Here is a 24,813-nt window from a genome sequence, read left to right as displayed (position 1 = left end):
GTGGTCCAGCCTGCATGCCCACCCGCGGCCAGAGGAAATACATGTCAACTCCCGAGCTCCTTCGACACCTCACCCTCCGCAAGGAAGACTTCCTGAAGAAGTGGGTCCGCACCATGGGAGAGGCCGGCTACCTGGACCACACCACGGCAAAGCGCGAGGACTGCCTCGACGCCTTCAACTGGTTCCTCGATCCCGTGCTGGAGCACCTCGACCAATGCGGCGGGGCGCCTGCTTTCGGCGAGCTCATCGCAGGCCAGGCGAACTGGGCCGAGGCGTTGCTCGCCTCCTCGGAGCGCCACCGTTTCCGCGGCGTGAACAGCAACATGTTCGTGGGCTGCTTCTTCACGATGATCCACTCCATCGAGGAGATGATCGACGAGACCGAGGCGCCCCTGGCCGCCAAGGTGGAGGCGGCGGACATCGTCCGCCTCTACGCCGATGCCTTCACCACGCTCCTGCTTGCCAGATGGGGCGAGCTCTCCAGCGAGGAGGTCGCCGGCAGGCTCGACGAGTCCGCCCGGCTGCTGACGCTGGAGAAGAACAAGTACGAGAACATCCTGGCCGTCATCTCGGACATGGTCCTTATTGTCGACGAGAACGGCAAGCTGCTGGAGCTCAACCAGGCCGCCAGCGAGTTCTTCGCCGCCGCCACCATGGGCCTGCCTGTCTGGTCTCTGCTCGACCTGGAGGCGCGCAGCATGGAGGACATGCTCAAGTACTACCCCCAGGACACGGCGCAAGAGCTGGCCGCGCCGGACGGCAGCTCTTTTTTCGAGATGCGGATCATCCCTCTGGAGCGTGTCAGTCTGGCCTCGCCGGCGTACCTTGTGGTGCTCAAGGACATCACCGTCCACGTTACCCACCGGGACATTCTGGAAGATACGGTGCGAGAACGCACCGAGGCGCTGGAGCAGGACAAGCAGCAGCTGGCCGAGATGAACATAACCCTGCGCAACGTCATGCGCAGCGTGGACAACGAGCTGGACGACCACAAACAGACTGTGGGGCGGATGGCCGAGGAGCTGTTGCCCGCCCTGGACAAGCTGCGCCGCGCGGACAGCCCCATGGTGCGCAAGGCGTATCTCGACGTGCTTGAGGACCAGCTGCTCAAGCTCTCGGCAGGGGCCAGGCCGGATCAGCACCCGGCTTTGCTCAGGCTGACGCCCACGGAGATGAAGGTCTGCCAGTTCATCGAGGCCGGGGCCTCCACCAAGGATATCGCCGAGGCGTTGAATCTGGCCGTGGGTACGGTGCAGAGCCATCGCAAGAATATCCGCCGAAAACTGAAGCTCCAGAACAAGGACGTCAACCTGCGGACCTTCCTCAGTAAAACGCACAGCTCGAACAGTCATGTATAGTGGGTAGAATCGGCTCCCCACTAATACCCTATTTCCTCTCCTAGCCGCCGCAACCACACGTTACGTATTCTGACATCCTCATAATTCTTTCCGGAGGATGCCATGACTTGTCACAATGAGCGCGCTGCAACAGCGCGACGATTGGAAGCCCTCAGAGATTTCTTCATGGCGAGGGACGCAGACGACCTCGCCGACGCCTGGATAAAGCTGACGCGCCAGGATGAGCGGACGCTCTACCTGCCGACGCCGCCGGCGATTCCCGACTGGGAAGCGGTCGAGTTTTCGTTCAACAGGCTCTTTGTCGGACCGCAACCGCCGCTGGCGCCGCCGTTTTCCTCGATCTACCTGGACTCGGAGCCCTATGTCATGGGGCCGAGCACCATGGAAGTGCGCAATATCTATCGCCTCCTCGGTCTTCAATCCCCATTGGAAGGGAGCTTTCCCGACGACCACGTGAGCCTGGAGCTCGACGCTCTGCTGGCCATGGATGCGTCCTTGGAATGGGGCGGTCGCCCGGAGCTGGCCTCCATGCGGAACTACTTCCTGGAACAACACATGCTGGCTTGGATACCGGAGTTCTGCGACGGCGTGTACGCGCAGGAGGCAACGCACCCGGCCATCATTTACGCCGCCATGCTGCTCGTGCGGTTCCTTTTGGATCTCGCCGACACGACCGGGTGTTCACCCCGGGAACATCAATTCACTGCGCGAACCGCAACCGTGGAGGATAATGCATCATGAAGACGCACACGAAGGAATGCGTCGGCCAGGCGCTGTCCAACGCCTTTTCCAGGCGGCGCTTTCTCAAGGCCATGGCGGCCAGCGGCGCGCTGGCGTGCCTGCCGGGAGCCTTGCTTCGGCCGCTTACGGCCGAGGCGGGCATCGTCTACGAGGGCGACTACCAGACCTTCCGCAACGCCTGCCCCAGAAACTGCTACGACACCTGCTCCATCAAGAGCTACGTCAAGGACGGCGTGCTCCAGTTCATCGAAGGCGCGCAGGAGTCCACCTACACGCGCGGCGGCCTGTGTGTGAAAGGGTACGCCTACACGCGTCGGCCATACGAGCCCACCCGCGTGAAGTATCCCATGGAGCAGCAGGGCAGGGGCAGTGGCAACTGGAAGCGCCTCTCCTGGGACGAGGCCATGGACAAGATAGCCCGCAAGGTACTGGAGATGCAGGAGAAGGACGGCAACCTGCTGGGCCTGGGCATGACCAAGTACTCGGGCAACTTCGGCATCACCAACTACGTGGTCGAGGGCATGATGTCCTCCCTGGGCTACACCACCCGCTTTACCGGCACGCCGTGCTGGCCGGCGGGCATCGATGCCCAGAACTACGACCTGGGCAACATGTGGTGCAACGACCCCGAGGACTTTCCCGACGCCCGCTATGTGATCCTCTGGGGCGTGAACCCGGCGTGGTGCTCGGTCCACTCCATGAAGTACATCTATGCCGCCCGTGACCGCGGGGCCAAGATCGTGGCCATCGACCCGGTGATGACCCAGACCGCGGCCAAGGCCGACGAGTACTGGCAGGTCAAGACCTCCGCGGACGGCGCCCTGGCCCTTGGCATGGCCCGGCATATTCTGGATCAGGGCCTTGTGGACAGGGACTGGGTGGACAACAACTCTGTGGGTTTTGAGGAATTCGCCAGCTACCTGCGCAATAACGTCACTGTGGACTGGGCCGCCGAGCTCTCCGGCGTTCCGGCCGAGCGCATCAAGGCCGTGGCCGAGGAGTTCGCCACGGCAAAGCCCGCCACCATCTGGATCGGCTACGGCATGCAGCGCCACGTCAACGGCGGGGCGACTGTCCGCGCCGTTGACGCCCTGGTGGCCATGACCGGCAACGTGGGCAAGGTCGGCGGCGGCGCCCGCTACGGCCATTTACAGACCTGGGGCTTCAACTACCACGCCATGCTCCAGAAGCAGCCCGAAGGCGCCAAGGGCGTGCCCGGCAAGACCGAAGTCAAGGGCGACTTCCACTTCACCGGCGACCAGGGCGAGGTTTCCTACTCGGACCGCATCCTGAACATCAACAAGACGGCCCAGGAAATCCTGGACGCGCAGGACCCGCCCGTGCGCATGCTCTGGGTCTCCTGCAAGAACCCCTTCAGCCAGGACTTCGACCGCAACAAGATGCAGAAGGCCTTTGACAAGCTGGAGATGGTCGTCACCGTGGACAACTTCTTCAACCAGACCGTGGAGCAGTCGGACATCGTGCTGCCCGTGACCACGCTCTTCGAGGAATGGACCATCAATGCCTCGTACTGGCACTACTGGCTGTCCATCAACGAGCAGGCCATCAAGCCCATGTACGAGGCCAAGTCGAACATCGAGATCGCGGCCGCCCTGTCCAAGAAGATGAACGAGCTCAGCCCTGGCTCCTGCACCTTCCCCACCGAGGTGGACACCAAGGAGTGGATGGTCAAGGAGTTCAACCAGAACATCTACGACCAGTTCGGCCTGGAATCCTGGGAGGACCTGCGCGAGGGACCGCGCAAGATGAAGCTGGCGTCCTCGGCTTCTTGGAGCACGCTGGAGTTCGGCACGCCCTCCAAGAAGTACGAGTTCAAGAGCGAGCTCTGCGCCGAGCACGGCCACAAGGCCCTGCCGGAGTGGAAGGAGCCGCGCGAACCCAACGCCAAGCTACGCCTGCTCACCCCGCACACCAAGTTCGCCATCCACTCGCAGTTCAACAACATCGACTGGATGCAGGAGTTCAACCCCAGGCCGTACGTCTACCTGAACCCCCAGACCGCCTCGGAACGCGGCATCGACGACGGCGACACGGTGCGCGTGTTCAACGATCTGGGCGAGGTGACCATCCAGGCCAAGCTGACCTCCATCCTGCCAGCCGACACCATCATGATGTACGAGGCGTGGTTCCACGCCAACCCGTACAACTGCCAGAACCTGGTGGACGACACGGCGGCGGACATGGGCAGCTACAAGACCGGCCAGCCCGGCGTGGCCATCCATGACCAGTTCGCCGACGTAGCCAGGGTCTGATCCGGAGGAATCATGCCGGACCGTAATCATCCAATGGAATGTTCAGGGGAGTGAAACCCATGACGAAACAATACGCCTTTTTTGTGGACGCCAAGCGTTGCATCGGGTGCTTCACCTGCGCCATGGCGTGCAAGAACCAGTATCACCAGGAGCCAGGCGTGCACTGGCGGCAGGTCTATCCCCTCAACGAGGAGATCTACCCCCACCGCGAGCGCGCCTTCTACTCCCTGGCCTGCAACCACTGCGAGAACCCCACCTGCGCCAACGTCTGCCCGGTGAAGGCCTACTACAAACGGGAAGAGGACGGCGTGGTGGTGCACGAGCAGGACAAGTGCATCGGCTGCGGCAACTGCATCCGCTCCTGCCCGTACGGCGCGCCGCGCTACAACCCGGTGCTCAAGAAGGCCGAGAAGTGCAGCTTCTGCTACCAGCGCCTGGACGCCGGCCTGAAGCCGGCCTGCGTGCAGAGCTGCCCGGTGGAGGCTCTGCAGATCGTGGACCTCGCCGAGTTCGACAACCCCAACGCCGTGCAGTACCCGGCCGGGTTCCCCCGTTTCACCAAGCTCAACCCCTCGGTGCGCTTCATCCTTCCGGAGCAGCCCCGTATGGTCACAAGGAGCGACGTATGAGCATGGAGCTTCCCCTCGTCGTCTTCACCGTGTCCGCCCAGGCCGCCATCGGTCTGGTCGCCATCTCCACGGTGCGGCAGTTCGCAGGCCATGGCCCCCTTGGGAAGATACGGCAGGAGTGGCTGTTCGCAGCCGCGGTCCTGGCCATCGGCCTCCTCGCCTCGCTCTTTCACCTGGGCCATCCCCTGGGCGCTCCCACAGTCCTCAACCACCTGGGCACGGCGTGGCTCTCGGCAGAGGCCGTGGGCGCTGGCGTCCTGCTGGCCGTGGTGGCCGTGGCCGCCTTCACCATCAAGGGCGGGGTCAACAAGGCCCTCGGCATAATCGCCGCCGTGCTCGGCCTGCTCGTGGTCTACTTCATGGGCATGACCTACTCGCCGCCCAGCTTTCCGGCGTACAACAACGTGTTGCCCTTCGCCTTCTTCCTGCTCACGGCCGCCATCCTGGGGCCGGCCCTGGCCAGCTACTTCGCCTCGCAGGAGAAGCAGGCCATGCTCGCACGCTGGCTCACCGGCGCGCTCCTTGTGGGCCTGGTGGTCCACCTGCTGGCCCCGTGCATCTGGCTCTCCGGCGGCACCGTGATGCGTGAGACCGGCATGGCCTTCGTGGCCTCGCCGCTCTACTGGGCGCGTATCGTGCTGGGCCTGGCCCTGCCGCTGGCCGTGATGGTGCGGATGAAGAGCATACCGGTCTGGCTGCCCGTGCTGCTGGTGGCCGGGGAGCTGGCCGGCCGGCTGCTTTTCTTCATGTACTCCATCCACACGGCGTCGAACCTGGGTGGTATATATTGATGTGATGAACGAGGTGTTCCGAGGGGCGCTGCCCCTCGGGCACCCCGCCAGGGAGCATTGCTCCCTGGCCGCCGGAGGCATCAAAAAAAATGACCAGGACACACTGCATGGCACCAATTTCTATACGGCTCCTCGCCTGTCTGGTGCTGTGCGGTGTCCTGATGCTGTGGATGGTGCTCAATGCCCACGCCCAGGGGGCGGGTTCCGGAAATCAATCAGACGATAAGCCGATTGCAGCCTGCCCGTTGACCACGCCCGCGTACACGGCAGCGCTGGCCGCCGAGGAGCTGGACGCGGTGGCTGGGCACAAGGTGCGCGCCCACATGACGCTTGACCCGGCGACGCCGCCCATGGGCTTCTATGTCACCACGCTGGTGGATGTGCTTGACGCGCCTGAGGGTGCAGGGCTCGATGTGCTGCCCGGCTTTCCGGACATCGCCCTGACGCCCTCAATCGCCGGCGAGTACCGTGTGGAGGTGCGCATTAATCTCATCGCCAAATCAAGCTGCGGCGGCGTCAAGGCGGCGCAGATCGGCAGCGGGACCCTCACCCTGCACGTCGGCGAAGCGGAGTAGCAGGGGCCCGTCCGGGGCACTCGCCACTGCCTATGTGAAGACGGTGGGGGACTGCTTCAGATACCGAGCGTCCCTGATTCATGCTGGGCAGGGCGTCGTGGAGAGATGTTTCCTCATAAAAAGCACGATGCAGCGAATCAATCCCATCACACACGCAATCGAGGCCTGACAAATGTGTCAATGCTCTGTCGCGAGCAGACGCTGCCAACGGGCTGATCTTTCTGGTTATTCTTTGGAGGACTTCGATAAGGAAGAACTCCGATAAGAAGTTCTCCTGGCTGTTTGAAGAACTGCCCGTCGTGTCGTTTTTTCCAGGGTTACCGCTTCGATTCTTTTCTTACGGTCGTGTGCCGCTCTCTGCTGACAGATGTCATGAACGCGGGTAGCGTAAAATCTTGCTCTGTTCTTTTCGGTACTTTTTGATTCGGAACTAAGTGCCAAATTTATTGAAGTTTTTTGCCAAGAAGCTGCAGGTGTCTGCAAAAAAAGAGTTGCCATTTTTTTACAATATTGCAAAAAATGACTCGTGTTGATCTTTGTTGACGAATATAAAAATTGATCCACGGAAAATTCGAAAAAATGAATCGAATCTTCTGAAGATTCACAGGGAGACAACAGATGCAAACTCCATATGACGCTGAAACAGGCGCTGCTGCGATCATCGGGCGTATGATGGAGGCGTCGGGAAAGAATACGCAGAAAGAGCTCGCGGTTGCACTGGAGACAATCCCTTCGACCATCAGTGCCTGGAAGGCGCGCGGGGCAGTTCCCATGGAGTGGGTCTACCGGGCATCCCATCTGTTCAAGGTAGCTCCGGAATGGCTTACCACCGGGGAAACTCCCGGGAAACAGGAGCAGCGTCCGGACGAGCCCGGCATCACGGTGCTCGACATCACCGGAGCGGCGGTGTCGGTGCGCATCACGTTGCCGGCGGATCAGCAGCTCATCGGCATTGTGTATTCGGAAAGCGGCACCATGAAGCTGCGGGAGTATGTCTGCCGCCCAGTGGTTCGCCCCTGGCTGAACGAGTACGGCGAGATGGTGCCGGATCTGGGCTCCGTGCCTTATGTTATGCGCAGAGTTGCCGCGGATAGCCTGGGGGACTGGCTCTCTATGGTCTGCTTTCGGGCGGGAGAAAGCCTCGGGCCCATTCTGCCCGGAGACTGGCTGCTCGTGGATACCAGCCAGACTGAGCCCGTCGCCTCAAGGTTTTACATGATCGCCGTTGGCGGACGCCTGGTCATCCGGCGGTTCGAAGTATCTGCAGAAGGCGGCATCTTTGTTACGGACCGGGAAGATACACCGACCATCCACGAGAGCGATGCCATCATCCTGGGTATTGTCCTGGAAAGGGCCGGTCCGATCTACGGTCCACAAAGTTGAATTTTGGATCAGGTCCGCGCGGCATCTTCTGAAACCTCTTTGTGCGAATTTGTAAATTTTAGCCATTTTGTTTTAGCTGCTCAATCGCACCCCTAGAAGCCTATTGTTTAGTTAAACGATTTAATATTAGTCTGTTATGGAACAGGCACATCAAATGCGCTGTGCATTTTGCACGGCGCATTTCTTTTTTGTTGCTGAACATTCACTTTAATATCTAGCGATAATTTAAGAGGATTTTCTTGATGGTATGGATGGTGCACAAAAAAGTAAAATCAAAGTCGTCTCTTCCAAGGGCTTCTCCCAAGCCGACAGGGCAGAAGAGGCAAACGCGAACATGCAGCGAGGTGTTTCCATGCAGGTCACAGAAATCAAAGACTATATTCAAGACAACGGCATCGACTCCATACGGGTTGATTTTTCGGACATTCACGGGGTGAACCGCGGAAAGATCGTACCTGCCTATCGATTCGAAGAGATCGTCGAGGAGGGAATCACCTGCGCGCAGGCGGTCTCAGCCGTTATGCTCAATAACGACATTGCCCCGGGCTCCGGCGTTGCCGATGAAATAAGCTACGGGGACATGAAAATAGTTCCTGACATTACGACCTTCTCCACGGTCCCGTATCTCGACAAGACCATCCGTTTTATCGGGGACCCCGTGGTTGACGACCAGCCCTGGCCTTTCTCGCCGCGCAACCAGTTGAAACATATTCTCGCCAAGTACGCCCAGCTCAACCTGCGTCCCATTGTGGCCAGTGAGCTTGAGTTCTATGTCTTCAAGACAAATGGGGCAGGAACCTGCGATTTCTACTGCGACAAGCCATCCAACGTCTACACAATGAGTCCGCGTGTGGACCCTCAGAACATCATGCACAAGCTGCAGCAGATCCTTTCCGAAATGGGCTACGATATCCTCTACTACAATCATGAGTTCTTCCAGGGACAGTACGAGTTCAACTGGAAGCATTCCGATGCATTGAAGATGGCCGACCAGACATTCACCTTCAAGAATGTCTGCAAAGAGCTTGCACACCTTGAGAATTTGCTGATCACCTTCATGGGGCGGCCGCGCAACGATGCCGGCGGCAGTGGCTTCCACATGCATTTCTCCATGAACGACGCCGATGGAAAAAATATCTTCGATGATCCGTCCGGCAACATGGGCATGGCCGAGACCATGCGCCATTTCATCGGCGGTATTATGGAGCATGCCAAGGCAAGCACTGCTTTTCTTGCCCCCACCGTCAATTCCTACAAACGCTTCCAGCTGGACAGTTTTGCTCCCTACTACATCGGATGGGGCCTGGACAACCGCACGGTCTATCTGCGCGTTCCGTCCGAACGCGGCCCGGCAACGCGCGTGGAAGTACGCGCAGGCTGCGCTTCCGCCAATCCGTATCTGGCCATCTCGGCCGTCCTTGCCGCGGGATTGGAAGGCATCAACAACGCGATCGATCCGGGCGAGCCTTTCGAGGGCGACATGTACCGGGAGAGTCCGGACCGGTTTGAGACCATGCCTCTTTCCCTTTTCCGTTCGCTCCGCGAGCTCGAAGGAGACACCGACTTCTGCGACGCCATGGGGAAGAAGATTGTTCAGAACTTCATGGCCATGAAAGAGGCGGAGATCGAACTCTACCGGAGCTGGGTCTCGGATTGGGAATTCGAACATTACTCGTACCATCTCTAATTAAGCGGGTGCACCGGATCATCCTGATGCAACGGATGTCCTGTGCCACAGCAAAAGCAGCAACTGTGTAGAAGACGCTCTTGTTGGATGGAAGGTACTCACTTTGCTTCGGCTACAGCGCGGCCTTCCATATAATCCAGTGCAAGGGAATCATAGATCTCGCGCACCGGATAACGACCAACAGAAGAGTGGGGCAGACTCTTTTTGCCAAAAAACAGTCTGCGCAGAAGCGTCTCAGCCACCCAAGGAGAAAAACATGTGCGGAGTTGCCGGCATTATAGCCGCAGGTTCCCAGACATTGGGAACGGATTTACTGGACATGCTGCAGTTGGTGCAGCACCGGGGCCTGGATGCCACAGGCGTGGCCATTTACGAAAAACGCGACCATGTGAAGCTGCGCGTCGCCATGCCCAGTCCCGAGTTCGTGGGAATTTTACGCGATCTCGTCAGCCAGCATGCACGGGAAATCGAACATAAGGTGTACCAGGGCCAGGGTATTTTTACCTTCTATGAAGCAAGCCTGGACATAGACGCTGCCGAGATACCGCTGCTGCACACAGTCGTGAATGCCCATCCGAAGCTGTGTGTCCATTCCATAGGCAAGAGCATTGCCGTGTACAAGGACCAGGGCCACGCAGTGGACATCAGGGCGCGCCATGAGATTCGCCCCACAGCCGGCACACACGGCATCGGCCACGTCCGGCTGGCCACGGAAAGCGCAGAGGACATCAACGCGGCCCATCCCTTCGTTACGCCTCACTATCCGGAGCTGGCCATTGTTCATAATGGGCAGTTTACCAATTACTTCAACATGCGCCGGTTTCTCGAGTCCAAGGGCACGCAGTTCAAGACCCGCAATGACTCCGAGATGGCCGCGCACTACATCGGCTGGCAGATGGGGTCCCAGGGCCTGAGCCTGCAGGATGCGCTTGCCGCGTCATTGGAAGATCTGGACGGCATTTTCACCATCCTGGCCTCCACGCCTACGGAGCTGGGTTTTGTCAAAGACAGGCTGGCCATCAAGCCCCTGCTTCTTTTCGAGCAGGATGGCGTCACGCTTTTCGGTTCCGAGCAGATCAGCCTCACGCCCATTTTCGACGACGTCTTTGCAGACGAAATGGATCCAGGGACGGTGAACGTATGGTCACTCTAGACGCCTCCGCGTTGGCGAAACGCGAGCTCAATAAAAAGATCAAGTCGTGCATGGCCTCGGGAGAAGCCGAGATTCTGGTGGAGCATCCGGGCTCGGTCCACAACCTGGGTACCGCCTTGAAAGGCGAGGCCACCATTACGGTGGACGGCTCCACTGGATTTTATACCGGCGGTTTTCTGGAAGGGCCGCGCCTGGTCATCAAAGGCAACACGGGTTGGTACACCGGCGACAACATGCTCTGTGGCGAGATCATCGTGGAGAAGAACGCCGGCAGCAACTGTGCGCCTTCCACCATTGGCGGAACCATCGTAGTCCGCGGGAACACGGGCGGGCGCGCCGGCCTGGGCATGAAGGGCGGCGACCTGGTCATTTGCGGTTCCACCGGACGCTGGTGCGGCCAGATGACCATGGGCGGGCGCATTGTGGTGCTGGGCGAGGTCGGGCAGGGGCTCGGCGAGTCCATGTACCGCGGTCTGATCCACGTGCGCGACCCGCAGGCCGAAGAAAAACTGGGCGGCAACGTGGAGTTCCATCCCATATCAGAGCAGGAGGCCGAGAGCCTGAACATGCTCTTTGAGAAATACGCCATCGATGCCGACGCTTCGGAGTTCATGTCCCTACGGCCCATGACCAGCGGGCGGCACCACTATACCTTGTTCAACCCCAAGATTGAAAAGGCGGAAGCCTGATGACAGAGCAAGCAAAAAACAAACCCGCAGTGGTTAAAGAAAGGCCCCATTCCACCTGGAGCAAAGAGGTGCTTTCGGACATCCGCTGGAAGGCGGAGAATGGTACGCACCGCATCCGCGGCTGTGGAACCCCGCGGCCTTTTCCCACCTTCGACGACATAACCGTGCTGCCTTCGCAGCTGACCCGCATGTCCGTGGATACCTACCGCGAACCTTGCGAGACGCGCACCACGCTGGGAGGTCGCTACTGTTCCGAGCCGCTGGTGGTGGAAACCCCCATTCTGATTTCCGGAATGAGCTACGGCGCGCTTTCCAAGGAGGCCAAGATCGCCCTGGCCAAAGCCACACAACTTGTGGGCACGTCCATCAACAACGGCGAGGGCGGACTGCTCCCCGAAGAGCGCGCCGAATCCTACAAACAGGTAGTGCAGATTCTGCCCAGCCGCATGGGCTTTTCCCTGCGCTCCATCGAGGTGGCCGATGCGCTGGAGATCATCATCGGCATCGGCGCCAAGCCGGGTCTTTCCGGACACCTGATGGGCTCCAAGATCAGCAAGGAAGTGGCGGCATTCCGGCAAATTCCCGAAGGCATAGATCTGCACAGCCATCCGCGCCACGGCGATATTTTCGGAGCCGATGATCTGGTCATCAAGATGGAGCAGCTCCGGGAAGTCACGGACAACCGCATCCCGATTTTCCTCAAGCTGGCGGCCGGACGCGTCCGCGAAGACGTCAAGATAGCGGTCAAGGCCGGTGTGGACGGCGTGGTGGTGGACGGCGCGCAAGGCGGCACAGGCGCGGCGCCCGTGGTGGCTGCGGACAACATGGGCATCCCCACGCTGCCGGCCCTGGTGCAGGCCGCACGCGCGCTGGAGGAAATGGGGGTGAAGGATGAAGTCTCCCTGATCGTTTCCGGCGGCATAAAAAGCGGCGCCGACGTGGCCAAAGCCCTGGCGCTGGGTGCGGACGCCGTGGCTCTGGGCCAGTCCGTCATGGTGGCCATGGGTTGTACCGTGTGCCAGCGCTGCCAGAGCGGTCGGTGCGCCTTTGGTATCGGCACCCAGGACCCGGAGCTGCGCGCACGCCTGGACGTGGATGAAGCAGCCCAGCGCGTAGCTAATTACATCAAGGCCATGACCCATGAGGCTATTATTCTGGCCAAAGCCGCGGGCAAGACCAAGCTCCGCAACCTGGAGCGCGAAGACCTGCGCTCCCTGACCCTGGAGTCCTGCGCCGTTACCGGCGTGCCCCTGATGGGTACGGACTTCACCTTCACCGAACCGTTCGGGTTTTTCTAGGCGAGGTGCCTGACAGGCCATTGAAAACAGCCTGCGCACGCCTTGCGGCTGGCATGGCGCGCCGAGGCCTGAACGGAGCAACGTGGAGTGAATGACTCGTGCGGGTTGGCGAAACAGCGTTTTCGCTGATCCGGCCTGAAAGAACTCAGGACGGCTTTTTCAACACGTGGCCAGTGAGCAAGTCATAAAACAACATCCCCATATGTGAGGGGGCAGGGGGCCCCTGGCGGAGAGTTACTTAATTATCTGCTCTACATACAAGGTCGCTGACAATGAACAGATTAGCAGAACATCCGGTGCTTGGCACCTATGAGCGCGGCCGCAGGGTCACGTTCACTTTTGACGGCGAGCCCATGGAAGGGTTTGAGGGCGAGCCCATCGCGGCGGCGTTGCGCGCCGCGGGAGTGCTGACGCACCGGTATACGGCCAAAAACAAGGAGCCGCGCGGCGTATTTTGCGCCATCGGGCGCTGTACGGACTGCGTCATGGTGGTCAACGGCAAACCCAACGTGCGTACGTGCGTCGAACCTTTGTGCGAGGGCATGGCGATCCGAACCCAACATGGACTTGGCAACGGAGCTGTTGCGGAAAAAGAGGAGCGGCCATGAAACGGCGCGACCTGATCATCATCGGCGCTGGGCCGGCAGGACTTTCGGCGGCCATCGAGGCTGCACAGTACGGTCTGGACGTTGTGGTTTACGACGAAAACGCCCTGCCGGGCGGACAATTGTTCAAGCAGATCCATAAGTTCTTTGGCTCCAAGGAACACCGGGCCCGGGAGCGTGGGTTCCGGATCGGGCAGCAGCTGTTGGAAGAAGCCGGACGTGCGGGCGTGGAAGTGGTGCTGGGGGCGCAGGTCATCGGCCTGTACGACGGCCTGATCGTCCAGGTCGTACGCGGCGACCGCATCGAACGGGTCCGCGCCAATGCCGTGGTCATTGCCACGGGCGCTTCGGAAAACATGGTTCCCTTTCCCGGCTGGACTCTGCCGGGCGTCATCGGCGCGGGCGCGGCCCAGACCATGGCCAATCTGCACGGCGTACGCCCTGGCAACGATCTGCTGATGGTCGGCTGCGGCAATGTGGGCGTGGTTGTTGCCTACCAGATGCTGCAGGCGGGCTGCCGTGTTCAGGCCATGATCGATGCGAGCAGGGCCATCGGCGGCTACGGCGTGCACGCGGCAAAGGTGGCCCGGACCGGCGTTCCCTTTTTTCTCGGACATACCATTCTGCAGGCAGAAGGCGACGGCAAGGTCGAATCCGCGACTATCGCCCAGGTGGACGAACGTTGGCAGCCGGTTCCCGGAACGGAAAAAACGTTTGCGGTGGACACGATCTGTCTTGCCGTGGGCCTGACCCCGGCTACCCAGCTTTCCCGCATGGCGGGTTGCACAATGGTTAACCTGCCCGGCTTGGGCGGACTGGTCCCGGCAACGGCCCAGAATGGAGCGACGTCTGTTCCTGGGCTGTATGTGGCGGGCGACGCCGGCGGCATCGAAGAAGCCAGCTCGGCCATGATCCGCGGGCGGCTTGCCGGCCTGGCGGCTGCCCGGCGCCAGGGTTTTGCGGATTCGCAAGCGGCTGAATCGCGCGGGCAGGAGTTGCACGAATCCCTGGACCGGTTGCGGGGTGGTCCTTTCGGCGAGCGCATCCGTGCGGCCGAAGAGCTGATGCACAAGGCTTTGGAGAAGGAGGCGGCATGTCAGACTGCTTAAAAACCAACGGCTACCTTCTGATGGAAGACCTTGCGAACGCCCCGGGCGTTCCTTCTGCCGAGCGCCGTAAACAGGGCCCCGTGGCCATATTCGAATGTATTCAGGAAATTCCCTGCAATCCGTGCGAGCAGGCCTGCGACAAAGACGCGGTGCGCGTTGGCAGCAAGATCACGGACCGTCCTGAACTGAATGCCGAGAACTGTTCCGGATGCGGCAAATGCGTTTCCGCCTGTCCGGGACAGGCCGTGTTCATCGTGGACGAGAGCAAGGGCGATGAGGCCTATGTGACCCTGCCGTACGAGTTTTTACCCCTGCCGGACAAAGGCGAGATCGTCCTGGCGCTGGACCGTTCGGGTTCCGTGCTTGGTGAAGCCAGAATCGTGCGAAGCAGGCTTTTGGACTCCATGGACCGGACCGCGCAGGTCACCATGGCCGTCCCTCTCGAATGGTCCATGCAGGCGCGTTTTTTCAAGCGAAAGGAGGCGTAGATGCACTCTGAAGGATGCAACTGCCAGGGCCGCAAGGCTCACGCAGACGACGATTTAGTGTTGTGCCGGTGTGAAGAGGTCACAAAGGGGGAAATCCGGGATGCACTGGCGGCCGGAATAACCACCGTCAGCGGGGTGAAGCGGGCCACTCGGGCCGGGATGGGGCTTTGCCAGGGGCAGACCTGCGGGCGGCTGGTCGCCGGAATGGTGGCCAGAGAGGCCGACGGCCCCGTGGACCCGGCAACGATGGAGCCCGTGACCGCGCGTCCGCCTGTCAGGCCCACGCCCATGGGCGTTCTCGCCAACGACAGCCAGGGCGGGGAGGAGGAGAGGTAGTATGGCCAAGACCTATGACGCCATAGTCATCGGCGCCGGAGTCAATGGTTGCTCCATTGCCTACAACCTGGCCCGGCGCGGCCTGAAAACGTTGATTTTGGACAAGGGCGAGGTCTGTAGCCAGGCTTCCGGACAGAACGGCGGGGGGGTACGCCAATCCGCCCGTGATCCGCGCGAGATGCCGTTAGCCATGTACAGCGTGAAGCTCTTTGAAAATCTTGCGGAAGAGCTGGGCCTTAACGTGGAGTACAAACAGGGCGGTAACCTGCGTCTGTGCGTAACGCCGGCGCAGGAAGAAAGCATGCGCGCGGCCGTGGACAAGCAGAGCCAGGCTTTTGGCCTGCCTGTGGAGTATCTGGACAACGAGGCCGTTCGCGAGATCAATCCGTATGTGTCGGATATTGTTCTGGGCGCCAGCTACTGCCCCACGGACGGCCACGCCAACCCCATGCTGGTGACCTACGCTTTTCTGCGCAAGGCCCGCAGCCTGGGCGCGGAGTTGCGCACCGGAGAAACGGTCCGGGAAATCCGGCTGTCCAAGCGGCATGTCAGCGGCGTGGTGACGGACAAGGATACGTACTCCTCCAAGATCGTGGTCAATGCGGCGGGGATTGGCGGACGTAAAGTGGCCAACATGGTTGGTCTGGATTTCCCCATGACGCCGGTGTTCACGGAAATTCTGGTCACGGAAGCACGGGAACCACTTTTTCCGCAGATGATCGGCACCGCGGCATCGGACTTCTACGGCCACCAGACCGAGCACGGCTCGTTCGTCTGGGGCGGTTTCATCGGCTACGACACCTTCTTGTACGATGACCGGGGCAAGTCGGAGCGCCGCCCCAATTATCCCGAGGTCGCTCCGGCGATCTGCCGGGCAGTTCTGCGCTTTTTCCCTTTCCTGCAGGATGTGAACGTCACGCGGGTCTGGAGCGGCCTTATCGCCCAGGTGGCGGACAAGGTCCCGGTTCTGGGTCCTGTGAGCGACGTGCCGGGCTATGTCTCGGCCACGGGTTTTTCCGGTCATGGATTCGGCATTTCCCCTGCCGTGGGGCGGGTCATCAGTCAGGCTGCTCTGGGAGAGACGCCCGATGTGGATATCTCGGCCTTTGTCTCGGACAGATTTCGTCCCGTCAACTGAACAACAATGAGGAGAGAGCTATGGAGCTTACGCGTCAAATGATCGCTTCCGGCGCCCCCCTTGAGGAAAAGGTCGGATACAGCCGGGCGGTCCGGGTCGGTCCTTTTGTCTATGTGGGCGGCACCACGGCTACGGATTCCGAAGGCAATGTTGCCTGTCCCGGCGATGCTTACGGCCAGGCCAAAAACATTTTTGAAAAAATCGGCGACGCCCTGGAGCTGGCCGGCTCCCGCTATTCGGACGTCGTGCGTGTGCGCACCTACATCACGGACATAAGCAAAGCCGGGGACTGCATTCGCGCCTATTCGGAATATTTCAAAAAAATCAAACCGATCACAACCATGTGCGAAATCAAGGGCCTGTTCCGGCCCGAGCAGATCGTGGAGATCGAGGTGGACGCCGTCATAGGTTCGAGCACCTGATGTTCCTTTTTCAACAGCACAGGAAGACCCTGAATCGTTGCTGAGTATAGGGCGTTCCGGTGGCAGAGGAGAATTGAAATGGCTTCTGATAATCAACTGAAACGGACGTTGGGCTTCTGGTCCTGCCTGGCTGTGGGCGTCGGGCTTGTGGTGGCTTCCACCACGCTGGTTTCCCTGGGGCAGGGCATGGGAATAGCAGGCGGCGGATTTCTTTTCGCCATGATCGCCGCCTGGCTGCTGCAATATTTTACGGCCATGAGCTTCGCCGAGCTCGCCTGCATCATGCCGCAGGCGGGCGGCATCAGCACCTACACCCGGGTGGCCATGGGCTCGCTTCCGGCCATTGTGGCCACTATCTGCGGCTACGTTGTTGTGAGCATGCTGGCCGGTCCCGCCGAGCTGGCCGTTTCCGGGTTCGTGGTCAACGGCGTGTTCATGCCGTCGCTCCCGCCCATGGTTTTTTCACTTTTTCTGCTGGCATTGTTGGTGATTCTGAATGTGGTGGGCGTGGATATCTTCGCCAAATCGCAGATTCTCTTTACCGGCATAATGATCCTCTCGATGTCCGCCCTGGGCGCCGTGGGCCTGCTGGGGCTGGGCGCACCCGCACCGAGTATGCCTCCCATGCCTTTCAACCCGATGGGCATGGAGGTTTTTTCGCTGATCGCTCTGGCCATCTGGCTGTATATCGGCATCGAATTCGTCTGCCCCATGGCAGAGGAAACCATCGATCCGGAGAAAAACATTCCCAAGTCCATGTTCTTGGGGCTTGGAATCATTTTCATCGTGAACCTGCTCTATGGATACGCGTCCATCAAATACATTCCCCTGGACAGACTGGCGGAATCAGCCAGTCCGCACGTTGACGTAGCCTCGGCCATCCTTGGCAGAACCGGAGAAATTTGGATCGGTATTGTCTCCCTGGCGGCCACGGCCAGCTCGGTCAATACCCTGGTGGGCGTCATCCCCCGTATGCTGTACGGCATGGCGCATGATGGCGAGATCCCTTCGATCTTCGGCATGATCCATCCGCGTTTCCGGACCCCCTGGGTCGGCATTGTGCTCATGGGCGTCGGCATGGCGGCCGTGCTGGTCTCCGGCGTGGCGGGTATCGAGGCAATCGTCATCTTCATCATGGCTGCAGCGCTGTCTTGGCTCATCGCCTACATCATCGCGCACGTGGACGTGATCATCCTGCGTACGCGCTACAAAAATATCGCCCGCCCGTACAAGGCGCCGTTGTATCCCCTCCCGCAGATTATCGGCATTGGGGGCATGATCTTTCTGATCATAAACATCTTCCCTGATCCTATTACAGCCGCTGAGATCTACAAGTTCGGCGGTTTGATGGTGGGCATCGCCATAATCTACGCCCTGCTCTGGATCAAGCTCGTCATGAAGAAACCCCTGTTCAAGCCTATCAGCCTGGATGCGGCGGAGTAGCCGATGTTCGGTTTCGGCAAAAGGTACGCACCTCGCGTTCACGGCGCGGCTTTGGATGCCCTCCGCCGTACGGCCGGTGCACTCGAAGGGGCCGGGTTAGGCCCCTTCGAGGAGACAGGAGAAAATTTCGAGTTTGCGCCGGGGCGGGGCGGCGCACGCAGCTTGCGCCTGACCTGGGAGCAGAAAAAGAAATTTATGGGCGGGGTTTATCGCACGGTCTTGGAAGCGGAGTTCGATTCGGATGTGCCTGTGCGAGCCCCCCTTGTGCTGCATTATGGCGGTGCGCTTTTCAAGGGTGCGCCCGAATTTAAAAACAAGAAGCAGGAAGCGGCAGAAGGGGCACACGATGTGCTCGCCGACCTGTTGAACCAGAACAAGGGACTCGTCGATCTGCTGTTTCTGCAGGACATCGAGAAAATGACGTTGGAACCGGGAGACAAGGACGGAACTGTCCGCATGCGCCTTGCTCCTGTTGGCGGCTCGTTTGTCTGGATGCTCATGCCGCCCATGAAGTACGCCGTAAAACTGCCCGCAAAACATGGCGCCGCCATGGTGGAAACCGTGAACGTTCTGGCACGGCTTCTTGGGCATGGAGCTGCCGTACGAGACGATCGTACGAAATGACGGACTCCAAGAATTTTTTCAGAGAGGTACCCATCATGCGATTAGCCGGATACACGAAACTCTTTCTTGTCATTACACTTCTTGCTGCCATGCAAGCGGCCGGCACCACCGCCATGGCCGCCGAACCCCTGGCTGTCGCTGGAGGCAGTTTCGGATATGTGTTCGAAGTTTCAAAAGGCCACAGCTTGGATTTCAGCAAGCTGGATAAAGTGCACTCAAAAACAGTCTATGCGTCGGCATACCGCGACGGCTTGCTTCTGACCGGTGACAAGAAAGGACGGTTGGCCGCATGGAATCTCAAAAAGAAGGATGGCGAAATCCTCGAGGATTCCCACCGCGGAGCCGTACGGTCCATCGCCTTCAGTCCGGACGGTTCGCTCTTCGCAACGGCGAGCAAGGACCGTACGGTGTTTATCTGGGAAACCAACGGGCTCAAGCATACGCAGACTCTCGAAGGCCACGACAGCTACGTATACGGCACGGATTTCAGTCCGGACAGCACCCTGCTGGCTTCAGTGGGCTCCGACAACAAGCTCGTGCTTTGGGACACCAAGACCTGGGAAGAGTCCAAATCCATAGACGCGCACTACAACGCCATCTACGCGGTGCGTTTTTCTCCGGACGGGAAAACCCTGGCCACCGCCAGTGCAGATAAATTCCTTAAAGTCTGGAATGTGCCCGACCTCTCGGAAAAATGGGAGGTGCTGGCTCATGACAACGGCGTCTACTGCCTCGACTTCAGCCCGGATGGAAGCCTGTTGGTAACGGCGGGCGCGGACAAGACAATCCGCATCTGGGACGCCGCCACAGGCAAGGAGCTGCGCCATGTCGAAAATCCCGACTCCGTGTCCATGAACTCCGTGGAGTTTACCGCCGATGGAAAATTCGTGTTCGTGGGAGACGATTCCGGCGACATCCTCGAAGTGGATGTGGAGCAGGGAACCATTGTCGAGCGTGGCAAAGCAGATACCGCGGTGAAAGCACTGGCAGTCATCAACTAGAGCCGGCCGTCTGGCCTCGAACAAACAAAAGGTGCGAAGCATGGACAACTGGTTTGAATCTCTGGTTCTGGAAGTCGGCGATATCTGGCGCTCCACCACCCGCCTCGGCGCGGTGACCGAAACCATGAAAGACATCGCCGACGAGGTGGAATTCGGCCATCACGAAGTGGACCTGGTTGCCCAGGAGCTGGTGCGCGACGCCTTGCAAAGCAAGAAAGGGTATACGGCTCTTATTGCACCCAAGAAGAAAACCCAGGTGCAGGTCTGGGGGTACCTTCTATACGACAAGTTCTTGCATGTGGCTCTCTTCGACGTACGCACCAGATTTGAAGAGCATCGGCTGATCTTCAACATGATGCGCGAAAAGCACAACCTGGAGCACTTGTGTCTGTTGACGCTCAAGACGCTGCTCAAATCCCAGCACACGCCCGAAGCGTTGAAAAAAATGGATGTGGTCGTCTCGGCGGGAGTCGCCACGGTCACCCTGAAAGACAGCGGCCCGGCCTATGTGCCGGAACTGGACCAAAGCGATTTCCTGGCAGGGTTCACCTCGCCGGGGTTCAAGGGCGATGTCACCCTGCAGCTGAAGCACGTCCATGACTTGTAAAAGCGTGATGGCGTGGGAGCAGCTCCATTGAAAACACGCTGAAAAGAGTCCGGCATGTGGCAGGAAAGACATTGGAGCATGCCGGACGTTGACCCCTCATCTATACAAAGGGCGCCGTTCTCTGCGGCAGTAGGATTAGGGTACTGGGACGTACTCGAAAGAAACGATCGGTGTTGCGAGGGGCGTGGACTCGGCTCCCTTGCGCGAAACAAAGCTGCTCGCATCCATTCGGACTCGATCTCCCGAGCCATCCCTCGGCGCACACCTTGGTTTCAAATGTCTTGCAGGAACAGGGAACCACGCGTTCGGAGCGACGCCATGGCTCCCTCTCGCTCCAGGGCAACCCTGGAGCGAAAGTGGAGCAAAATGGCAAGTCAGCGAGGAGTCGTTGGGAAAACGACTTGCTAAGTTGCTGAAATTCTTGGTGCCGGGGGCGGGAGTCGAACCCGCACACTGTTGCCAGTAACGGATTTTGAGTCCGTCGCGTCTACCAATTTCACCACCCCGGCAGGGGAAGAAGAGATATCTACGAGGACCGGCGGGACGTGTCAATAGTTGTCGTGCCTCAATTCCCGGTCAATGTCCGGGCCGCGCCGAATGTGCAATACCGAAGCCCATGCTGGAGAGCCCGCTGCAGATCGACGCCAAAGCGGACAGCAGGGGGATTTCGATCCGCAGTCAGTCGCCGTCCTTCGCTCTTCCCCTTATCGCGCCTTTGCGGTAGAGGAATCCACGTCTCCGGCTGCGGGGAGCCATCTGTTCGAGCTCCCTGAAACCGACGCCTCTGGCCGGCGCCGCCTAGATTTCCATGCTTCCCATCGGCACCATCGTCAATATAGCCGCTGTCATCGCCGGCGGATCAATCGGCCTCGTAGCCCACGGCCGCATGCCCGACCGCGTGCGCACCATCGTGTTCCAGGGCCTCGGCCTGTGCACCCTTGTCATCGGCATGCAGATGGCGTTCAAGGTGCCCAACCCACTTGTGCTCATCTTCAGCGTTGTGCTGGGCGCCATCGCCGGCGAGCTGTTGAACCTCGAAGATCGCTTCATGGCGCTGGCGGAAAAGCTCAAGAAAAAAGTGGGCTCCAAGTCCGATCACTTCACCGACGGCATGATCACCGCCTTCCTCATCTTCTGCGTTGGGCCGTTGACCATCCTGGGCGCATTCGACGAGGGCCTGCGCGGCGACCCGGCGCTTTTGCTCACCAAGTCCATGCTGGACGGCTTCGCCTCCATCGCCCTGGCCTCCACCTACGGCGTGGGCGTCCTGTTTTCCATCATCCCGCTGGCCATCTACCAGTTCGGGCTCACGTTCTTCGCCTCCAGTCTGCAGACGATATTTTCCGATCCCGTGATCACCGCGCTCACGGCCACGGGCGGCACGCTTATCCTGGGCATTGGCATCAACCTGCTGGAGCTGGCGCGTATCCGCCTGTCCAATCTCCTGCCTGCCTTGGTCATCGTCGTCCTCATCACCATGGCGCTGGGAGCCTGACACTTTTCGAATTTTAGGCCGAAACGGTCTTGTTTTTTCGCCGGGGATGGCTAACTTGACTGGTTATGCTGGCATGTACGGCCCGCATCCCAAACAGCTATCCATTCCCCCGAATATGTTGGAGTTCTTGTGAAACATCAGGTTATACGCATAGAAGGCGCAAAGCAGCACAACCTCAAAGATCTCACCCTGGAGATCCCCCGCGACCAGCTCGTGGTCATCTGCGGGCCCTCCGGTTCCGGCAAGTCCACCCTGGCGTTCGACATCGTGTATGCCGAGGGCCAGCGCCGCTACGTGGAGTCCCTCTCGGCCTACGCGCGGCAGTTCCTGCCGCAGATGGACAAGCCCCAGGTGGACAAGATCGAGGGCCTGTCTCCGGCCATCAGCCTGGAGCAGCAGACTGCCTCGCGCAACCCGCGGTCCACGGTCGGAACGGTCACCGAGGTCTACGACTTTTTGCGCGTCTTTTTCGCCCGGCTGGGCACGTTCTACTGCCCGGAGTGCGGCCGGCCCATCGAGGCCCAGACCTCGGACCAGATCATCGACCAGATTCTCGATCTGCCCGAGGGCACCAAGTTCATTCTCATGGCCCCGCTGGTGGACCATCAGAAGGGCACGCACCTGGACCGGCTCAAGAAGCTGAAGGCCCAGGGCTTTGCCCGCGTGCGCATCAACGGCGAGGTCACGCCGCTGGAGCCGTTGCCGCAGTTGGAGAAGAACAAGAAGCACACCATCGACCTAGTGGTGGACCGGCTGGTGAGCAAGGACGGGCTGCGCACCCGGCTGGCGGACTCCGTGGAGCTCGCGCTCTCCTACGGTGGCGGCCGGTTGCAGGTGCAGGTCGTGGGCGAGGACAAAGACCGCGTCTTTTCCACGCAGTCTGTCTGCCCCACGTGCAAGATCAGCCTGCCGGAGCTCACGCCGCAGCTTTTCTCCTTCAACTCGCCGCAGGGCGCGTGCCCGCGTTGCTCCGGCATCGGCAGCGTGGAGTACTTCGAGCCCAACCTGCTGGCGCCCAACAAGGGCCTTTCCCTGGAAGGAGGCGGGCTGCTGCCGTGGCGGCGGGAGTCCGTGTTCGGCCGGTACGAGGAGCGGTTGAAGAAGCTGGGCAAGCGCCACAAGTTTACGCTGAAGACGCCGTTCGAGGATTATTCGCAGGAAGCGTGGGAAGCGCTGTTCTTTGGCGACGCCGGCGCTGGCTGGGAAGGGGTGGTGAACGTTCTGGAGATGGGCATGGGCTTTGGCAGTGTCTGGCGGGACGAGCTTTCCCGCTACCGGCAGAGCCGGCCCTGCCCGGAGTGCGACGGGGCGCGGCTCAAGCCGGCGGCCCTGGCAGTGCGCGTGGGCGACCTGAATATCTACCAGTTCTGCTCCCTGCCCATATCGCGGGCGCTCACCTGGCTGGAAACGCAGGAGTTCTCCGGCCACAAGAGCTTCATTGCCGAGCCTCTGCTCAAGGAACTCATCCACAGGCTCTCGTTCCTGGCCAACGTGGGGCTGGACTACCTGAGCCTGGCGCGGAACATGTCCACGCTCTCGGGCGGCGAGGCGCAACGCATCCGGCTGGCCGGGCAGCTGGGCTCCGGCCTGGTGGGCGTGACCTACGTGCTGGACGAGCCCTCCATCGGCCTGCATCCGCGGGATAACCAGCGCTTGCTGGACACCCTGCGCAACCTGCAGAGCCGCGGCAACACGGTGCTGGTGGTGGAGCACGACGAGGCAACGATTCGCAGCGCCGACCATGTGCTGGAGCTTGGTCCCGGCTCCGGCCGCCTGGGCGGCGAGCTGGTACATACCGGACCAGTGCGCGGTGAAGGAGGGCTGCTGACCAACCCGGACTCGCTCACGGCCAAGTACCTGCGCGGCGACCTGGCGATCATTCCGCCCACAACCAGGCGCGAGTCTAAAGGCGCGCTTAAGCTCATGGGCGCGCAGACCAACAATCTCAAGAACGTGAACTGCGAGATCCCCCTGGGCAACCTTGTCTGCGTCACCGGCGTGTCCGGCTCGGGCAAGTCGTCCCTGGTGGTGGATACCTTATATAAGCACCTGGCCCTGGCGCGGGGCATCAAGGTGGACAATCCCGGTCTCATCCGCGGCATCGAAGGCGCGGAGCAGGTGGAGAAGATCATCGAGATCGACCAGACGCCCATCGGCCGCACCCCGCGCTCCAATCCGGCCACGTACACCAAGATTTTCGACGAGATACGCAACATCTTCGCCCAGACGCCGGAGGCCAAGGCCAGGGGCTACAAACCCGGCCGCTTCAGCTTCAACGTCAAGGGCGGCCGCTGCGAGAATTGCCAGGGCGACGGCCAGATCCGCGTGGAGATGCATTTTCTGCCGGATATCTACGTGACCTGCGACGTGTGCAAGGGGAAGCGCTACAACCGCGAGACCCTGGAAGTCACGTATAAAGGTAAAAACATCGCTGATGTACTGGACATGACCGTACGCGAGGCGCTAGCTTTCTTCGAAAATTATCCGGCGCTTGAACGACGGCTCACCGTGCTCAAGGAGGTGGGGTTGGAGTATCTGGCCCTGGGCCAGCCTGCCACCACGCTTTCCGGCGGCGAGGCCCAGCGCATCAAGATATCCAGGGAGCTGGGCAAGCGCAGCCTGCCCGGAGCGCTGTATATTCTGGACGAGCCCACCACCGGCCTGCACATGCACGAGGTGGGCAAGCTCATCCAGGTGCTGCACAAGCTGGTGGACCGCGGCGCCAGCGTTGTGGTCATCGAGCACAACATCGACGTTATCCGCGCGGCCGACCACGTGATCGACCTGGGGCCCGGCGGCGGCGAGGCCGGCGGCTGCATCGTCTCCAAGGGAACGCCCGAGGAGATCATGAACGACCCGGATTCCGTAACAGGCAGTTTCCTTGTTGCGGAAGCGACCGAAGCTATCGCATAAGACATCGAACGCATGGTGAATGAACCTCGAAATATCGCAACACGCTCCACTCGCC

23 protein-coding genes and 1 tRNA gene are annotated in these 24,813 nt (G+C 60.3%); 23 read left to right on the top strand and 1 reads right to left on the bottom strand.

Translation table 11 applies throughout. The annotated features are described in order from the left end of the window. The first annotated feature begins 41 nt into the window (after positions 1–41). From E8L03_RS07095 to E8L03_RS07000, 21 genes are all read left to right on the top strand, one after another. On the top strand, positions 42–1,358 hold the full coding sequence (locus tag E8L03_RS07095; protein ID WP_171266942.1) for a LuxR C-terminal-related transcriptional regulator: 1,317 nt from the start codon (positions 42–44) through the stop codon (positions 1,356–1,358). 165 nt (positions 1,359–1,523) lie between these two features. Then, on the top strand, positions 1,524–2,099 hold the full coding sequence (locus tag E8L03_RS07090) for a molecular chaperone TorD family protein (RefSeq protein WP_167512532.1): 576 nt from the start codon (positions 1,524–1,526) through the stop codon (positions 2,097–2,099). Further along, entirely contained in the window at positions 2,096–4,372 is a 2,277-nt protein-coding gene (locus E8L03_RS07085; RefSeq protein ID WP_171266941.1) for a molybdopterin-dependent oxidoreductase, read from the top strand. Before E8L03_RS07090 ends, E8L03_RS07085 begins: the two co-directional genes overlap by 4 nt. Positions 4,373–4,431: 59 nt before the next feature. Then, positions 4,432–5,001 (top strand): 4Fe-4S dicluster domain-containing protein, encoded by a 570-nt coding sequence (locus tag E8L03_RS07080; RefSeq protein ID WP_144306088.1) that lies wholly within the window; start codon positions 4,432–4,434, stop codon positions 4,999–5,001. Beyond that, positions 4,998–5,792, top strand: a complete 795-nt coding sequence (locus E8L03_RS07075; RefSeq protein WP_171266940.1) for a dimethyl sulfoxide reductase anchor subunit family protein — start codon at positions 4,998–5,000, stop codon at positions 5,790–5,792. Before E8L03_RS07080 ends, E8L03_RS07075 begins: the two co-directional genes overlap by 4 nt. Before the next feature lie 107 nt (positions 5,793–5,899). After that, positions 5,900–6,367: a hypothetical protein gene (locus tag E8L03_RS07070; protein ID WP_171266939.1), complete on the top strand. Its 468-nt coding sequence runs from the start codon at positions 5,900–5,902 to the stop codon at positions 6,365–6,367. 618 nt (positions 6,368–6,985) lie between these two features. Continuing rightward, positions 6,986–7,750 (top strand): LexA family transcriptional regulator, encoded by a 765-nt coding sequence (locus E8L03_RS07065; protein ID WP_144306092.1) that lies wholly within the window; start codon positions 6,986–6,988, stop codon positions 7,748–7,750. Positions 7,751–7,997: 247 nt separating this feature from the next. Then, positions 7,998–9,437 carry a glutamine synthetase family protein gene (locus E8L03_RS07060; RefSeq protein ID WP_216367949.1) on the top strand — a complete coding sequence of 480 codons (1,440 nt, stop codon included), beginning with the start codon at positions 7,998–8,000 and terminating at the stop codon, positions 9,435–9,437. A gap of 319 nt (positions 9,438–9,756) precedes the next feature. Next, on the top strand, positions 9,757–10,590 hold the full coding sequence (locus tag E8L03_RS07055; protein WP_208738255.1) for a class II glutamine amidotransferase domain-containing protein: 834 nt from the start codon (positions 9,757–9,759) through the stop codon (positions 10,588–10,590). Further along, positions 10,578–11,279 carry a GltB/FmdC/FwdC-like GXGXG domain-containing protein gene (locus E8L03_RS07050; RefSeq protein ID WP_171266938.1) on the top strand — a complete coding sequence of 234 codons (702 nt, stop codon included), beginning with the start codon at positions 10,578–10,580 and terminating at the stop codon, positions 11,277–11,279. The genes E8L03_RS07055 and E8L03_RS07050 overlap by 13 nt, the downstream gene beginning before the upstream one ends. Continuing rightward, complete coding sequence (locus tag E8L03_RS07045) at positions 11,279–12,577, top strand: FMN-binding glutamate synthase family protein (RefSeq protein ID WP_171266937.1); 1,299 nt, start codon at positions 11,279–11,281, stop codon at positions 12,575–12,577. Before E8L03_RS07050 ends, E8L03_RS07045 begins: the two co-directional genes overlap by 1 nt. 272 nt (positions 12,578–12,849) lie before the next feature. After that, positions 12,850–13,185, top strand: a complete 336-nt coding sequence (locus E8L03_RS07040) for a (2Fe-2S)-binding protein (RefSeq protein WP_144306096.1) — start codon at positions 12,850–12,852, stop codon at positions 13,183–13,185. Continuing rightward, a complete protein-coding gene (locus tag E8L03_RS07035; RefSeq protein WP_216367948.1) occupies positions 13,182–14,291 on the top strand; it encodes an NAD(P)/FAD-dependent oxidoreductase in 1,110 nt (369 codons plus the stop codon). Before E8L03_RS07040 ends, E8L03_RS07035 begins: the two co-directional genes overlap by 4 nt. Then, positions 14,276–14,779, top strand: coding sequence for a 4Fe-4S dicluster domain-containing protein (locus E8L03_RS20890; protein ID WP_208738257.1), 504 nt, complete (start codon positions 14,276–14,278; stop codon positions 14,777–14,779). Before E8L03_RS07035 ends, E8L03_RS20890 begins: the two co-directional genes overlap by 16 nt. Further along, a complete protein-coding gene (locus E8L03_RS07030) occupies positions 14,780–15,115 on the top strand; it encodes a (2Fe-2S)-binding protein (protein ID WP_171266936.1) in 336 nt (111 codons plus the stop codon). Position 15,116: 1 nt separating this feature from the next. Next, the gene (locus E8L03_RS07025) at positions 15,117–16,253 is read left to right on the top strand and encodes an NAD(P)/FAD-dependent oxidoreductase (protein WP_171266935.1); all 1,137 of its coding nucleotides are present in this window, start codon (positions 15,117–15,119) and stop codon (positions 16,251–16,253) included. 20 nt (positions 16,254–16,273) lie between these two features. Next, the gene (locus E8L03_RS07020) at positions 16,274–16,675 is read left to right on the top strand and encodes a RidA family protein (protein ID WP_144306099.1); all 402 of its coding nucleotides are present in this window, start codon (positions 16,274–16,276) and stop codon (positions 16,673–16,675) included. A 78-nt stretch (positions 16,676–16,753) separates the two neighbouring features. Further along, positions 16,754–18,118, top strand: a complete 1,365-nt coding sequence (locus tag E8L03_RS07015) for an APC family permease (RefSeq protein WP_144306100.1) — start codon at positions 16,754–16,756, stop codon at positions 18,116–18,118. A gap of 3 nt (positions 18,119–18,121) precedes the next feature. Next, positions 18,122–18,742: a DUF3156 family protein gene (locus tag E8L03_RS07010; RefSeq protein ID WP_171266934.1), complete on the top strand. Its 621-nt coding sequence runs from the start codon at positions 18,122–18,124 to the stop codon at positions 18,740–18,742. Beyond that, positions 18,739–19,743, top strand: coding sequence for a WD40 repeat domain-containing protein (locus E8L03_RS07005; RefSeq protein WP_171266933.1), 1,005 nt, complete (start codon positions 18,739–18,741; stop codon positions 19,741–19,743). Before E8L03_RS07010 ends, E8L03_RS07005 begins: the two co-directional genes overlap by 4 nt. A gap of 40 nt (positions 19,744–19,783) precedes the next feature. Further along, positions 19,784–20,350 (top strand): hypothetical protein, encoded by a 567-nt coding sequence (locus tag E8L03_RS07000; protein WP_171266932.1) that lies wholly within the window; start codon positions 19,784–19,786, stop codon positions 20,348–20,350. 422 nt (positions 20,351–20,772) lie between these two features. On the opposite strand, the gene E8L03_RS06995 is transcribed toward E8L03_RS07000, so the two are convergent. Further along, positions 20,773–20,859: transfer RNA gene (locus E8L03_RS06995), tRNA-Leu, on the bottom strand. Positions 20,860–21,158: 299 nt separating this feature from the next. On the opposite strand from E8L03_RS06995, the gene E8L03_RS06990 reads away from it, so the two are divergent. Beyond that, positions 21,159–21,845 (top strand): DUF554 domain-containing protein, encoded by a 687-nt coding sequence (locus E8L03_RS06990; RefSeq protein ID WP_144306104.1) that lies wholly within the window; start codon positions 21,159–21,161, stop codon positions 21,843–21,845. A gap of 129 nt (positions 21,846–21,974) precedes the next feature. After that, positions 21,975–24,758 carry an excinuclease ABC subunit UvrA gene (uvrA, locus tag E8L03_RS06985; protein ID WP_171266931.1) on the top strand — a complete coding sequence of 928 codons (2,784 nt, stop codon included), beginning with the start codon at positions 21,975–21,977 and terminating at the stop codon, positions 24,756–24,758. The last annotated feature ends 55 nt before the right edge of the window (positions 24,759–24,813 follow it).

Origin of the sequence: Oceanidesulfovibrio marinus (assembly GCF_013085545.1) — a bacterium.
Classification (GTDB): Bacteria; Desulfobacterota; Desulfovibrionia; order Desulfovibrionales; family Desulfovibrionaceae; genus Oceanidesulfovibrio; species Oceanidesulfovibrio marinus.
Note: the sequence above shows the minus strand (reverse complement) of the source record. Positions and strands in the feature narration are given on the sequence as shown.